8 protein-coding genes are annotated in these 14,409 nt (G+C 42.1%); 3 read left to right on the forward strand and 5 right to left on the reverse strand.

The window, feature by feature from the left end; translation table 11 throughout:
• Window positions 1–116 precede the first annotated feature (116 nt).
• Window positions 117–1,673, reverse strand: coding sequence for a PAS domain S-box protein (locus KA717_05970; GenBank protein UXE62344.1), 1,557 nt, complete (start codon window positions 1,671–1,673; stop codon window positions 117–119).
• 94 nt (window positions 1,674–1,767) lie between these two features.
• On the opposite strand from KA717_05970, the gene KA717_05975 reads away from it, so the two are divergent.
• Window positions 1,768–3,435 (forward strand): ABC transporter substrate-binding protein, encoded by a 1,668-nt coding sequence (locus KA717_05975; protein UXE62345.1) that lies wholly within the window; start codon window positions 1,768–1,770, stop codon window positions 3,433–3,435.
• A 134-nt stretch (window positions 3,436–3,569) separates the two neighbouring features.
• Here KA717_05975 and KA717_05980 read toward each other — a convergent pair whose 3' ends face one another.
• Complete coding sequence (locus tag KA717_05980) at window positions 3,570–4,763, reverse strand: glycosyltransferase family 4 protein (GenBank protein ID UXE62346.1); 1,194 nt, start codon at window positions 4,761–4,763, stop codon at window positions 3,570–3,572.
• A 24-nt stretch (window positions 4,764–4,787) separates the two neighbouring features.
• Complete coding sequence (locus KA717_05985; GenBank protein UXE64562.1) at window positions 4,788–8,825, reverse strand: PAS domain S-box protein; 4,038 nt, start codon at window positions 8,823–8,825, stop codon at window positions 4,788–4,790.
• A 411-nt stretch (window positions 8,826–9,236) separates the two neighbouring features.
• On the opposite strand from KA717_05985, the gene KA717_05990 reads away from it, so the two are divergent.
• Window positions 9,237–10,943 (forward strand): ATP-binding cassette domain-containing protein, encoded by a 1,707-nt coding sequence (locus KA717_05990; GenBank protein ID UXE64563.1) that lies wholly within the window; start codon window positions 9,237–9,239, stop codon window positions 10,941–10,943.
• Between the two features lie 322 nt (window positions 10,944–11,265).
• Here the strand turns inward: KA717_05990 and KA717_05995 are convergent, their stop codons facing one another.
• The gene (locus tag KA717_05995) at window positions 11,266–11,760 is read right to left on the reverse strand and encodes a glutathione peroxidase (protein ID UXE62347.1); all 495 of its coding nucleotides are present in this window, start codon (window positions 11,758–11,760) and stop codon (window positions 11,266–11,268) included.
• Window positions 11,761–12,137: 377 nt separating this feature from the next.
• Between KA717_05995 and alr the strand changes: the two genes are divergently transcribed.
• Window positions 12,138–13,256: an alanine racemase gene (gene alr, locus KA717_06000; protein UXE64564.1), complete on the forward strand. Its 1,119-nt coding sequence runs from the start codon at window positions 12,138–12,140 to the stop codon at window positions 13,254–13,256.
• Between the two features lie 62 nt (window positions 13,257–13,318).
• Here alr and rfbB read toward each other — a convergent pair whose 3' ends face one another.
• Window positions 13,319–14,407 carry a dTDP-glucose 4,6-dehydratase gene (gene rfbB, locus KA717_06005; protein UXE62348.1) on the reverse strand — a complete coding sequence of 363 codons (1,089 nt, stop codon included), beginning with the start codon at window positions 14,405–14,407 and terminating at the stop codon, window positions 13,319–13,321.
• Window positions 14,408–14,409: the final 2 nt, after the last annotated feature.

The following is a 14,409-nucleotide window of genomic DNA, read 5'->3' on the forward strand; positions in this document are numbered from 1 at the left end:
AGACCAGTATGTGTGTGCGCGGCAGTCTTTTCAAGAGGGGTTGGGGGGATCGCCTTGGATAATCAAAAAACTATGGGTTTCGAGTTAGACGGGGTTTAATAACCCTCATAAAGCTTTTAACGCAATGTCTGGGGTAAGCAAAACGCGAAGGTTGCCCCTTCTGAACTGGGGATCAGAGCAATTTGGCCGTCGTGAGCTTCAATAATTTGTCGGCAAAGATATAGGCCTAATCCTAGCCCAGGGGTCTTGCCGGTATTCTTCCCCCGTTGATACCGTTCAAAGAGAGAGTCAACTAGATCGGGATGGATTCCTACGCCATTATCTTGGATCTGACAATAGAGAGATTGATCCCGTAGTTCCACTTGGATCGTAATAGTAAGATGGCTCGTATTGTGTTTGAGGGCATTCGCTAAAAGATTTTCTAAGACTCTCCATAATAGATTGCTGTCGGCGGTCAGTAGGGGTAGGGGATCAGGAATATTTAGGTTTAACTGAGCTTGATGTTGTTTGAGGATGGGTTCCCATTCCGCCGCCAATTGATGGAGCAGTTGACTGAAATCCAAAGACTGGCGGTTGAGGATAATCCCTTTGGTGTCAAAATGTTGGCTTTCCACCAGGGAATTAATCAGAGCTAATTGGCGATCGCAGCTTTGGGACATACGCTCTAGGATCGGACGGGGTAGAGAGATCTCAGAGACTAGAGTTGAATTTTTTAAGAAATTTTTGAGGATCATGGCCATACCCAAGACCGGATTGCGTAGATCATGGGAAACAATGTGGAGATAGATCTGAAGAGCTTGTTCTGCCTTTTGCCGCTCCCTAATTTCTGCTTGCAGTTTTTGCTCCTCCCGATGGCGATCCGTAATATCTCGACTCAGACCAATTAGGCCTCGCACTTCTCCGCGTTCATTTAAAACTGGGGTTTTGACGGTTTCCAAACAGCAGAGACGACCATCGGCAAACGTCACCCATTCTTCATTCCGTTGAGAGGTGGCTTTTTCAAACATTATTTGATCTTTTTGGCGAAAAAAGCTGGCCATTTCAGGTTCAAAGAGTTCAAAGTCCGTCTTGCCTAAAATTTCTTCCCTTGGCCGACCGACAAACTCCTGAAAAGCCTGATTACAAAGTCGATAAATTCCTTGACAATCCTTAAAAAAGATCAGATCCGGCATCACATCGATCAGCGATCGCAGTAGTTGTTCGGATTCTGTTAGTTCTGCTTCGGCACATTTACGCTGACTAATATCGGTATTGGAGCCAGCCAGCCGGATCGGGTTGCCATCTTGATCCCGCAGTAGTTTCCCCCGCGACAACATCCACTGGTAACTACCATCTTTGCGCTTAATTCTCAATTCCACTGCATAGTGAGCAATTTTCCCTGCGACATAATCCTCATAACACTGCACCACTCGCGCTTGATCTTCGGGATGGATCAAGTCAACCCAGTGTTCAATCCGGTTGATAACTTCATGCTCTTCGTAGCCTAAAAGGGCTGTCCAAGGCCGGGAAATGAACAATTCTCCGGTGGCAATCTTTAAATCCCAGATGCCTTCATTGGTTCCCTGTAATACCAATTCCCAGCGTTCCTCATGATCCCGAAGTTTTTTTTGCACGGCTTCAAGTTCATTGCGAAGACATTCAATTTCTAGGAGTTGGCCATCAGAAGCATTCATGGAAGGTTTGACAGAGAATTTGAGTGAGGATGAAAAGTGAACGATAGGTCTCAGTTTTAGATTATATTTTAGTTAAAATTCTAGATAAAATTTTATGTTTCAGGGCTTCTCCCCCAGAATTAGCAAGAATTCCCGCCTTTTTCAAATTATTATTCTATTCTGTCTGGGGATCAGTCTCCTGGTCGGATGCGGCGATCGCGCCCTTAAAACTGAAACCTCTCCTAGTTCCCCTAAAGATCGCGTTACGGTGGGGACAACGCTCAAGCCTCGGACTATTGATCCGGCGGATAGTTACGATCTAGCAGGCCTTCTGGTGGTGTATAACCTGGGAGAAACCCTCTACAGCTATAAACTGGGCACAACGGAACTAGAACCCCGTTTGGCGATCGCCATGCCGAAAATGAGTGCGGATGGTCTGATCTATCGCATTCCCCTGCGTCAAGGGATCAAATTTCATGATGGTACGCCCTTTAATGCGGCGGCGATGGTATTTTCCCTCAATCGTTTTATTCAAAATGCTGGCGAACCCTCTTTTTTGCTAAGTGATACGATCGATAAAGTGAAGGCATTAGGAGAATGGGAAATAGAAGTTACCCTGAAAAAACCCTTTTCTGCCTTTCCCGCTTTACTTGCTTTTCCTGGAGCCTGTGCGGTTTCTCCCCAGGCCTACGAAATTGGCGAAGGAAAATTTAAACCGGAAAGCTTTGTTGGTACTGGCCCCTATCAACTGACTCAATTTAATAGTGATTCTCTACACCTAAAAGCCTTTTCTGACTATTGGGGAGAAAAACCCAAGAATCAAGGGATTAATCTGCAACTGTATCCCAGCAATCCGGCCAATTTATTCAATGCTTTTCGGACGCAAACCATCGATGTGGCCTATCAATCCTTAATGGCCCAACAGATTAAAACCCTTAAGGCAGATGCTAGTCAAGAGAAATATAAGGTGATCGAATCGTCGGGATCAGTGATTAATTTTATGGCTCTGAATATGCAAACCGATGCTCTCAGACAAGTTTTAGTCCGTAAGGCGATCGCTACTTTAATAGATCGAAAATTACTCATTGATCGCATTCTACAAGGTCAAGGCGAAGCTCTCTACAGTATGATCCCGATTAGTTTTAGTGCCTATCAACCGGTTTTTCAAACTAAATACGGCGATGCCAAGGGCACGCTGCGCGCACGCAATCTTGAACAAGCCAAGCAATGGTTAAAGGAAGCAGGATTTAGTAAGGAGAATCCCGTCAAGGTGGAAGTTTGGCATTCATCGGGATCAATTACCAATAGTATCGTGGCCGCCTTACTAAAAGCACTTTCCCAGCGAGATTTAGATAATGCCATTCAATTTGAACCCAATAGTATTGCTGGGGCTGCTTACTTTAAAAATGTGAGTAAAGGTTTATATGAAAGTACCATTTCTAACTGGTATCCCGACTTTCTTGATCCTGATAACTATATTTTTCCTTTTTTACATTGTGCCAAGGGTTCACTGAGTAAAGGCTGTGAAGAAGGTGGCGCACAAAATCAGGGATCTTTTTACTACAATCCTAAAATGAACCAGTTGATTGATCAACAACGCCGTGAACTCGATCCGCAAAAACGAGATGCTATTTTTGCCGAAATTCAGACAATTTTAGCGGCAGATGTACCTTACATTCCTCTCTGGCAAACTAAAGATTTTGCCTTTGCTCAACAGAATATTACTGGCACCGTGATTAATCCCAGTCAAACCTTTCCTTTTTGGACATTGGGAAAAAGTTAGGAAATTTGTAAACTCGCTATTTGTCATTAAAACCCATACAGGCAAGGGGCTTAAGCCCCTTGTTAAAAGACCTTCAGCAAAATTATTATGAAATCTAAATGTGTGACTACTTATAAGTTTTGTGAACAATAACCTTAGTTTTTTTGCAATACAGCTTCATAATCTGCACCTAATCGTTGCCAAGTGTAGTTTTTTTCAATTAAACGACGGCCATTTTCAGAAAGTTCGGCTCTGAGACTGGGATCATCTAACAGTTGACTAATGACAGTGATATATTCAGAGACTTGATTAGCCCGTAATGCCTGGGGGTGATGGGGATCAATGGTTAAGCCTTCTAAGGCGCGATCGCTGCCCACTACTGGAACACCGGCGGCCATGGCTTCTAAGGTCTTATTTTTTATGCCATAGCCCGATCGCAGAGGCACAATACAAACCGTTGCTTGATGTAAATAGTCCACCATGCGAGGCACTCTGCCCGTAACCGTAATCTGAGAATTATGGGTTAAAGCCAGAACTTGAGGCGCAGGATTAGCACCCACAATCCAGAGTTGAAGTTGAGGATATTGGCTTTGTAGAAGCGGAAAAATTTCCTGAGCAAAAAAGCAAGCGGCATCAATATTCGTAATATAATCCATGCCACCGGTAATCATTAATTGATAGCCATTGGGATCACAGGAACGCAGGGGAAATAGATCGAGATCAACGCCGTTGGCAATCACCTGAACAGGAATTTGGGGGTTATAGGCTTGAATTTGGGACTGATCTTCTTGGGTGGTGACAACAATCTCGCTAAATTTTTGGCATAGTCTTTTCTCGTAACCTTTTAACATCGGTAAATAAAGGCGATCTCGGTTAGGATAGTCAGAAATACCGATACTTAATTGCTGTTGACAGGTGCGATAAACAGAACTGTGTAAATTAAGAACCACTTTAAGCTGTTTTTGCCAGTGCGGTCTAACATAAATTTCGTTAACACTATGTTCACAGGTTAAGACATCAAAATTCCCTGTTTGTATTGCCTGGTCAAGCCAAGTTTGTAGCTCAGGGGAATAGTAACTGGCAACATTGGGGGGCGTTCCAGACTGGAGAAATTGAGCAAAACGGCCAATTTTGGTTAAAAAGTTAGTGTGAGGCTGATCATTGCGAGGAAATACCTGTAGATGACTAACAAATCGCCCTAGATCATGGATTTGGGCCTCAGTGACATCTGGACTTTGTTGAGTTACAAGCGTAACTTGATGGTATTGACTGAGATATTTCAGTAAATTAAACGTTCTGACCTGGGTTCCGCCGCGACTGGGAGGATAGGGAAAGGTCATGGAGAGCATTAGAATTTTGAGATTGAACATTGTTCACAACAAGATAGACGAAACCCTTACTCGATTTCTGCCAGCTTCTTTTGCTTGATAGAGGCCTATGTCAGCAGCATGGATGATTTCATTAATCGTAATACCTTGATCTGGAAAACAAGCGACACCAAAGGAAGAAGTGAGGTTAATCGTTTGATTTCCGTGATATTTTAAGGACATTTGGGTAATAGCAATTCGGATCTCTTCGGCTTTTTGGGCAGTAGCTTCTAGGGAACTTTCCGACAAAATCAAGAGCATCTCTTCCCCACCATAGCGATAAGCGGTATCAGAGCTACGAATGCTATTTTTGAGAAGCATCCCCATTTCTTTTAAGATAAAATCGCCAGCATCATGACCAAAAGTGTCATTAACTTGCTTGAAATGATCCAAGTCAATCATAACAATGCCAATGGGATATTGTTGGCGAGCGGCTCGGTGAATTTCTTTGTTCAGATATTCCTCTAAATAACGACGATTAAATAATCCTGTCAGTGGATCACGAATACTTTGATTTTGCAATTTTTCCCGAAGGATTAAATTAGCGATCGCGGCACTGACTTGTTCAGAAATTGTCTGGGCTAATTGTCTTTTAGCATCACCCAGTTGATCCGGTTTCGAGGAATATACAGAGAACAAACCCAGGGTTTCGCCTTGAGCAATCATCGGGATACAAATGGACTCAAATGGTGGATTTTGGCGGTTAATGTGGCTACAAAAAAGTTTATGGTGATCAGGTGCGACATAGTGCAATTTTCCACGTCGTAAGGCCCAACAATCATGAGCCTCAAACAGATTCTCTGAATAAAGATGAGTTCCCCAGTGTCCGATCATTTCCAAATAATTACGGGAATTATTAATAATAGCAGTGCCTCCTGAACAATTTGGAAATAATGGTTGAATAAGAGTATTGATGGTGCAGCAAATCTCCTCAATAGTGGTGCAAGATTGTAGAAAATCATTGATCTCGCTAATGACTAACATTTCGGCATTTCGCTCTTTAAGTTCCTTCACCCGTTCCTCTAATTGTTCAGTTGTTAATTGCAAAAATTGCTTAGAGGATTCTAATTTTTGCTGAATTTGAATCATGTCTGTGATATCAGAATGAGTTCCGATCATCCGAACAACTTTACCTTGATTATCTTTAAGGTGAATAGCTCTAACAACAATATAAATAGTAGAGCCATCCTTGTGATGAAATCGTACCGTCGTTAAAAAGTGATCAATTTTACCGAGATTGTAATCTTCCATTAATTGGATGGCGAGAGGATAGTCTTCTGCAAAGATAAGCGATTCCCAGGTATGACTTGTGTTGGGTAATTCATAATCTTTGTAGCCTAATATTTCTTTCCAGCGTGGTGAATAGTAAATTTCATTGGTTACAAGATCCCAATCCCAAAAACCATCATGGGAAGCTCGAATTGCTAATTCATATTGTTCTTTTGTTTGTCTTAAGCTATCCTCCGCCTGTTGCCGTTCTTTCAGTTCCATTTGTAATTGTTCATAGAGTTCTGATTGCTGAATAGCGATCGCCAGTTGGTTAGCAATTTGTTCCAGTAAGTCGATCTCCCAAATCTGCCAGTCACGAGGGGTTGAATTTTGATAAATTCCTAATAGTCCCCAAAGCAAATTTCCTGAAAAAATGGGAGACACGGCATAGGCTTTAACTTGAAACGCTTCTAGAAGTTCGATATGGCAGGATTGAAGATTGGCCTGATAGATATCAGGAATAATGAAAGATTCGTGGTTACGGAAACGTCCGCCTTGATTTTCCTGTAAATAAGTGTCTTGCCAAATAACTGGAATATCTATCTTTACCAATTTGTTCCAATTATCATTGACTGACTCGACAATAAAATCTCCACTCCAATCTAGATTAAAACGGTAAATGACCACTCGATCAAGGTCAAGTATCTCCTTTATTTTTTGAGTTGCTGTTTCTAAAATCTGATTGAGATCTAAGGACTGGCGAATAACTTGGCTAACCTTGAAAAGTAATTGCTCTTGCTTAATTTTTTGTTGCAAGATTTTTTCATTGTGTTTACGCTCAGTGATGTCTCGATTGACTCCAATAATGGCAATTACTTGTTCCAAATTGTCACGGAGAAGGATAGTATTTGTTTCACAAATTCCTTCACTAGCATCTTTGCGTAAAATTGGTAACTCTCCCGACCAGTGACCATCCCGCAATGTCCCTTCAATCACTGAATTTGATAACTGTACTGCTTCCTCTGGTTTATGTAAAAGATGGGGCTTTTGTCCTAAAACTTCGGCTTTACTATAACCAAATAATCTTTCCGCGCCCTTATTCCAATCAATAATAATCCCTTGCAGATTTACAACAATCACCCCATCAAAAATATTCTCAAAAACCAATGCTTGTTGTTGTAAGATAATTTCTATTTGCTTGCGTTCATTAATATCTAATAAGACACCGAGAGAGCGCACAGGTTGACCGGCCTGATCATAGATAGCTTTCCCTCGACCTAAACACCAGTGAATAGAGCCGTCTGGGTGAATTACTCGATATTCGGCTTCATAGTTAATTTGGTGTTTAAGGGAATTTGAGAATTGTTCTTCGACCCGCTCTTTATCGTCAGGATGTAACCTCTCTTCCCAGACTTTATAATTTGGTTCTATTTGCCCTGGCACCAAACCTAGTAATGTAAAATGATTATCATTCCAAATCATTTCTCCTGTCAATAAATTGAGATTCCAAAAGCCGATGCGAGTTAAATCTAGGGCTAATCGACGTTGTTGTTCACTTTGTATTAACGCCTCTTCCATTTGTTGGCGTTCTTGTTGCATTTTCTGCTGTTCTGTAATATCTCTGATAATTTTTGAAGTTCCAATAATCACATCTTCTTTATTTCTAATTGGGGAAGCACTTACAGAAACATGAATTCGTCTTCCATCCTTGAATTGTCGTATAGTTTTGAAGTGCTCCATCGTTTTTCCTTGATGGATTTGCTCTAAAATATAACTCTCTTCATCTTGATAATCTAATGGGACAATGATCCTTATCGACTGACCAATCATTTCTTGGCTAGTATAGCCAAATAGCACTTCTGCTGATCGATTCCAACTGGTGATCTTACCGTCTAAGGATTGGCTAATAATGGCATCTCCTGAAGACTGAACAATTGCGGCTAATTCGGAAAGATCGGCTTCTATTTGTTTGCGATCGCTGATATTTTCACCGGACAACACGAGATGAGTGGTTCTGCCTTGGTTGTCATAGAGAGGATTGATAGCAAAATCCATAATACCCAGGTGACTATCGGCCGTTGTAATAGAAAGTTCAAAGCGAACTCGGTTGCCCTGACTAGCCTTTTCAATCGCGTTAGTAATAATGGTTTGGGCTTCGGTGGGTTCAAGCCAGGCATAAACTTCTGTAAAGGGTTTCCCGATCACAGATTCCTTGGTTAATCCGGTAATAACGAGGGGAGCTTGATTGGCTTCTAAAAAAATGCCATCAGGGGACAAAATTCCCACATAGGAAAATAAACTATTGAGCACTTGCCGCCAAAATCGGCCTTCTTCCCTCTCTGCTTCTGATTCCTGTAACTGTTTAAGCAATTGGAATTGTTTGAGAACCCCTGATACTGCCCGTTGTAAATTATCCTCAGTAATTTGGTTGTTATCTAAATAATCTTCTGCCCCATTTTTGAGCAATTCTACAGCAATCTCTGTACTACCTTGGCTCGTTAAAATAATAACAGGAATTTTGCTCAGTCCGGTTTGCTGACGTAGCTTAACCAAAAATTCTAGCCCGGTCATATCGGGTAAAAAATAATCAATCAGGAAAATATCTGGCATCTGTTGTTGACACCAATTTAAGCCTTCTTCTCCCGTCTGAAATTCCACCAGTTGATAGTTGGCGGGTCTCGGTTGATCTTGGGTTGTTTTTGGGCTAGTCAAAAATCGTCGATAAAGGGCGCGATCGCTTTCCGAATCTTCGACAACCAGAATTTTATAGGACTGGGAGACTCTCTTATCTGGCCATCTTGGCGTTTTTGGGGAGTGTTTAGGGTGCTGGCTCATATCTATTTTGTACCTAATCAAGTACCGAAAAGTATAAATATAAGATTTATCGAGAAATATAGTCCGTTTTCTATCAAGTTCTCATTTTCTTAGCTTACTAGCTAATCTCACCTTTGTGATTTTTCTAGGAGCATTTTCGGCTTATTGATTTAGCTCACCCTTACCAGAGGAAAACATAGTACTTGTCAGACAAAATTGGTTAACCTGAGTTAACACCCTTTGCTATCATAGTCAAGGCATCTTTGTTGATGTTCAGGGCGAACGCATCTTATTTTTGAAAGGTAGGCTGGATAAGGGTTTCCGAGATCATGATTGATTTTTTATGAAACGCTGAAAGTCTTATCAGATAAGGAGTCTAGAATTTAGATGCGTTTGCCCTGTGTTGATTTTAACCTTTCTGGAGACAACCCCATGCTACGACTTGAACATATTAGTAAAATTTATCCGACAGGGGAGGTTTTGAAGGATGTTACCTGGGAAGTCAAAGTCGGCGATCGCATTGGTTTGGTGGGGGTAAACGGAGCGGGTAAATCGACGCAACTAAAAATCATTATGGGGGATGTGGAACCCACCGCCGGGGAAATTATTCGGCCAGCCAGTTTGCATATTGGCTATTTAACTCAGGAATTTGAGGTCGATCCGACTCGTACCGTGCGGGAAGAATTTTGGACAGTATTTGGGGAAGCAAATCAAACTCACCATGATCTATTAATTGTCCAGCAGCAAATGGAGACCGCCGATCCAGAAGCCTTAGATCGTTTGATTAACCAACTCGATAAGTTACAACGCCGATTTGAAGCTCTAGATGGCTACGGTTTAGATGCCCGTGTGGAGAAAATTTTGCCTGAATTGGGTTTTGATAGTGATGACGGCGATCGCCTGGTGAGTGCCTTTAGTGGCGGTTGGCAGATGCGCATGAGTTTAGGAAAGATTTTATTACAAAGTCCCGATGTCTTGCTCTTAGATGAACCGACTAACCATTTAGATCTGGAAACCATTGAATGGCTGGAAAAATATCTCAAAGGCTTAACCACACCGATGGTAATTGTGTCCCATGACCGCGAATTTTTAGATCGGCTCTGTACCCAAATTGTGGAAACGGAACGGGGGGTTTCAAGTACCTATCTTGGCAATTATTCTGCCTATTTACAGCAAAAAGAAGAGGCTCAATTAGCGCAACTGAGTGCCTACGAACGTCAACAAAAGGAATTGGAAAAACAACAGGTCTTTGTTGATCGCTTCCGTGCCAGTGCAACCCGCAGTACCCAGGCAAAAAGTCGGGAAAAACAACTGGAAAAAATTGAACGCATTGAAGCTCCCATCGGTAGTGTTCGTACTCTTCATTTTCGTTTTCCGCCCGCTCCCCGCAGTGGTCGAGAAGTGGTCATCATTGAAAATCTTGTCCATACCTACGATGATAAAATTCTTTTTCTCGATGCTAATCTCACCGTTGAACGCGGCGATCGCATTGCCTTTTTAGGCCCCAATGGAGCCGGAAAATCCACACTGTTACGATTGATGATGGGCTTGGAAAAACCCACAGAAGGCACAATTGAACTCGGAAAACATGGCGTTATCCCTGGCTATTTTGAACAAAATCAAGCCGAAGCTTTAGACCTTAAGAAAAGTGTTCTTGATACCATTCACGACGAAGTTCCCGATTGGAAAAATGAGGAAGTACGTACCTTGCTGGGTCGTTTTCTCTTTAGTGGAGAAACGGTCTATAAAAATGTGGAAGCCTTGAGTGGTGGCGAGAAAGCCCGCCTTGCTTTAGCGAAAATGCTATTACAACCAGTTAATCTCTTAATCCTAGATGAACCGACCAATCATTTAGATATTCCCGCCAAGGAAATGATGGAAGAGGCTCTACAACATTACGATGGCACAGTTTTAATTGTTTCCCATGATCGTTATTTCATTTCCCAGGTCGCTACTAAAATTGTAGAAATTCGGGATGGTCAACTACTGGTTTATGCGGGAGATTATCACTATTATCTCGATAAACTGGAAGAGGAAAAATTCAAAGCAAAACAAGAAAAGTTAGCAGCCGAAAAGGCTGCAAAAGCTTCTGAAAAACGAGAAAAGGAGAAAATGAAAAAGACTGCAAAAAAAAGTTGATTGTTAACAGCAAGCTCTTTATTAGTATTAGCCTTGTGTATTTACCTCAATTGAGCGGACTCACTAGTCTTTTCTTAAAACTGGCAATGCGTTCTAACAGCTAATAAATTCGGTTCTTCGGTATTTGTTATGCCAAGCATGAGGTTATCTACTCCAGAACCCATGCCAAGAAAGGGTTTCCTTGTCCTTACACTCAATTCATGCCAAATTAACTGACGGTTTTAACTGAAAGTCTTATATAGCAAGGGTTTTGGGAGTTGATAAAATGACTTAGCATCGTAACTACCGATGAACCTTATTTTTTTAGCGTATATTTTCTAGGTTAGAGCAAGGCTTTAATGTCTTTAGCTAGATCCTCTGGTTTAGTCATAGATGAGTAACGTTTAATTACTTTACCGGAGCGATCCACTAAAAATTTGGTGAAATTCCACTTAATTGCTTCCGTTCCCAATAGACCAGGAGCCGCTTTAGTTAGGAACTGAAACAGAGGATGGGCATTAGCTCCATTAACTTCAACTTTTTCAAACAGGGGAAAGGCCACACCAAAGCGAGTTTCACAAAAAGATTGGATTGTAGTCGCGTCGCCCGGTTCCTGTTGACCAAATTGATTGCAGGGAAAGCCCAAAATGACGAATCCCTGATTTTTATACTGTTCATAGAGGGATTGTAAGCCTTGATATTGGGGCGTAAAACCACATTGACTGGCAGTATTAACGATTAGTAGCACCTTATCTTTAAATTCGCTCAGTGAGATGGTCTTACCTTCAATACTATTGGTAGAGAAGTCATAAACAGTTTGAGTCATTTGTGCGGTCATAACACCCTAATAATTAAATACAGAACTATTATTACATTAGGGATCAAGGAAAAGATCGCTTCTTCTCCTCTCTTTTGTCAGTCTAAGCAGAGAAGTAGCAAAAGTCATCCCACAAATAGACCAGAAAACGAAGACAATCAAAACCATTCATTAGATCAGTTAGTTTGGATAATATCCAAGAAAGTTGAGGGTTAGGAAAAACCTTTAACCACCGACTTATCACGTTATTATAAATATACCCCTTATAGGTTTAACATAATCTGTGGTGTGAGTGTGGTTGTCAGGAGTAAACAACGGTGTTCAGTCAAGAGGTCTTGAGCAAAGATCCGGCTCTCTATGAGGTTAGGTCAGGTCGTTATGATTATCGTTTATCGGAATTGATTCGCCAACGGGCTTGGGTAGAAATTGATCAGCAGGCTCTTATTCATAATGTGCAACAATTCAAAGCCTTTTTGAAGCCAGGGACAGAATTGATGGCTGTGGTCAAGGCAGATGCCTATGGTCATGGAGCGATCCGCATTGCTCAAACCGTTTTACAAGCAGGGGCTAGTTGGTTGGCGATCGCCACCTTGGGGGAAGGTATTGAGTTACGGGAAGCGGGCATTACGGCTCCCATTCTGATTTTAGGGGCAGTGAATACACCGGAAGAAATTAGTGCGATCGCCCATTGGCAATTAGAACCTACCCTTTGTCATGGGGAACAGGCCCAATTATTTTCCGATACGCTTAAACAGTTGGGGCGTAGTCTGCCGGTACATCTCAAGCTAGATACAGGAATGTCTCGTTTAGGAACGTCTTGGCGACAGGCTTTTCGTTTTGGCAAGTTAGTGAAGGATTTACCCTATTTACGTTTGGCGAGTGTTTATTCCCATTTGGCTACGGCGGATGATCCCAATCCCCAGCAAATGCAAATGCAACAACAACGTTTTGAAACAGCGATCGCCTCTTTACGTCAAGCGGGTGTTCAAGCGAATCGTTTTCATCTCGCTAATTCGGCAGCCACTTTAAACGGTCAGACCTGGCATTATGATTTAGTACGGGTCGGTTTGGGATTATATGGACTTTATCCGGCTCCCCATCTACACTCTCAGATTAGCCTTAAGCCGGTTTTAGGGGTCAAGGCAAAAGTTACCCAAGTTAAAACCATTGAGTCTGGTACGGGGGTTAGTTATGGTCATCATTTTGTCAGCGATCGCCCGATGCAAATTGCAGTTGTAGGGATTGGCTATGCGGATGGTGTGCCTCGTAATTTGTCCAATCGTTTACAAGTGTTAATTCGTGGCCAGCGTGTCAACCAGATTGGGGCAATCACGATGGACCAAATCATGTTAGATGTTTCCCAGATTCCTGATCTAAGAGCGGGAGAAGTGGTGACATTAATTGGCCAAGATGGTCTGGAGAATATTGCTGCGGATGATTGGGCTGAAGCCTTAGGCACGATTTCCTGGGAAATTCTTTGTGGCTTTAAGCACCGCTTGCCTCGGATTACGATTTAAAAGACCGACTGCCTGCTCTCACTTTTGGCTCTTCCCTACTATCGAATCACTACCGATCAACTTTAATGTCCGTAAACCGATTGATAATAATGCTTATGTTCTTCAGATAATAACGGCTGCCACCAGTCCTGATAACTTAAATACCACTGAATTGTTTTGCGTAAACCCTGTTCAACAGTTTGCTGGGGAACCCAACCCAATTCCGTGCGAATTTTAGTGGCATCGATCGCATAACGACGGTCATGGCCCAGGCGATCTTTGACAAAAGTAATTAATTGTTGGCTAGGTTTAACGGGTAAGGTGGGAGCCAACTCATCCATTAAGTCACAAAGTAAATGAACTAAGTCTAAATTTTTAACTTCATTATTGCCGCCAATATTATAGGTTTCGCCTGGTTTACCCTTCTGCAAAACCAAATCTAGAGCCTGACAATGATCCTCTACATAGAGCCAATCCCGCACATTTTGTCCATCCCCATAAACGGGTAACGGCTTGCCTAAAAGCAGATTAATACACATCAAGGGAATCAGTTTTTCAGGAAAATGATAGGGGCCATAATTATTGGAACAATTAGTAATTAGGGTTGGCATTCCATAGGTGTGAAAATAGGCTCTGGCTAAGTGATCACTGCCTGCCTTTGAGGCTGAATAGGGACTGTTGGGAGCATAGGGTGTGGTTTCGGTAAAGGCGGGATCTTCCGGGCCTAAGCTGCCATAAACTTCATCGGTAGAAACGTGCAGAAAACGAAAATGATCCGGTTGTCCTGCGGTTAACCAATGCTGTCGAAAACTTTCCAATAAGGTAAAAGTTCCCACTACGTTGGTTTGTACAAAAGCATCAGGGCCAAGAATGGAGCGATCTACGTGGGATTCGGCGGCAAAATGGGCAACAAAATCAATGTTTTCAGTTTGTAATAATTGATCAATTAAGGAGCGATCGCCGATATTGCCTTGAACAAAACGAAAATTTTCTAAGGATTCTAAAGGAGCTAAAGTTTGTCGATTACCCGCATAGGTCAGAGCATCTAAAACAATGACGCGATCCTGGGGATAATTGCGACACCAATGGTAGACAAAATTGGAGCCAATAAAACCCGCTCCTCCCGTGATTAAAATATGCCGTAATTGCCCTAAACTTTCTTGTTCTGTCATCA

Source organism: Woronichinia naegeliana WA131, from assembly GCA_025370055.1.
Lineage (GTDB): Bacteria > Cyanobacteriota > Cyanobacteriia > Cyanobacteriales > Microcystaceae > Woronichinia > Woronichinia naegeliana.

Excerpts from the sequence above, each read along its gene's own strand:
- KA717_05970 (UXE62344.1), bottom strand. The coding sequence starts at position 1,673 with ATGAATGCTTCTGATGGCCAACTCCTAGAAATTGAATGTCTTCGCAAT.
- KA717_05975 (UXE62345.1), top strand. The coding sequence starts at position 1,768 with ATGTTTCAGGGCTTCTCCCCCAGAATTAGCAAGAATTCCCGCCTTTTT.
- KA717_05980 (UXE62346.1), bottom strand. The coding sequence starts at position 4,763 with ATGCTCTCCATGACCTTTCCCTATCCTCCCAGTCGCGGCGGAACCCAG.
- KA717_05985 (UXE64562.1), bottom strand. The coding sequence starts at position 8,825 with ATGAGCCAGCACCCTAAACACTCCCCAAAAACGCCAAGATGGCCAGAT.
- KA717_05990 (UXE64563.1), top strand. The coding sequence starts at position 9,237 with ATGCTACGACTTGAACATATTAGTAAAATTTATCCGACAGGGGAGGTT.
- KA717_05995 (UXE62347.1), bottom strand. The coding sequence starts at position 11,760 with ATGACCGCACAAATGACTCAAACTGTTTATGACTTCTCTACCAATAGT.
- rfbB (UXE62348.1), bottom strand. The coding sequence starts at position 14,407 with ATGACAGAACAAGAAAGTTTAGGGCAATTACGGCATATTTTAATCACG.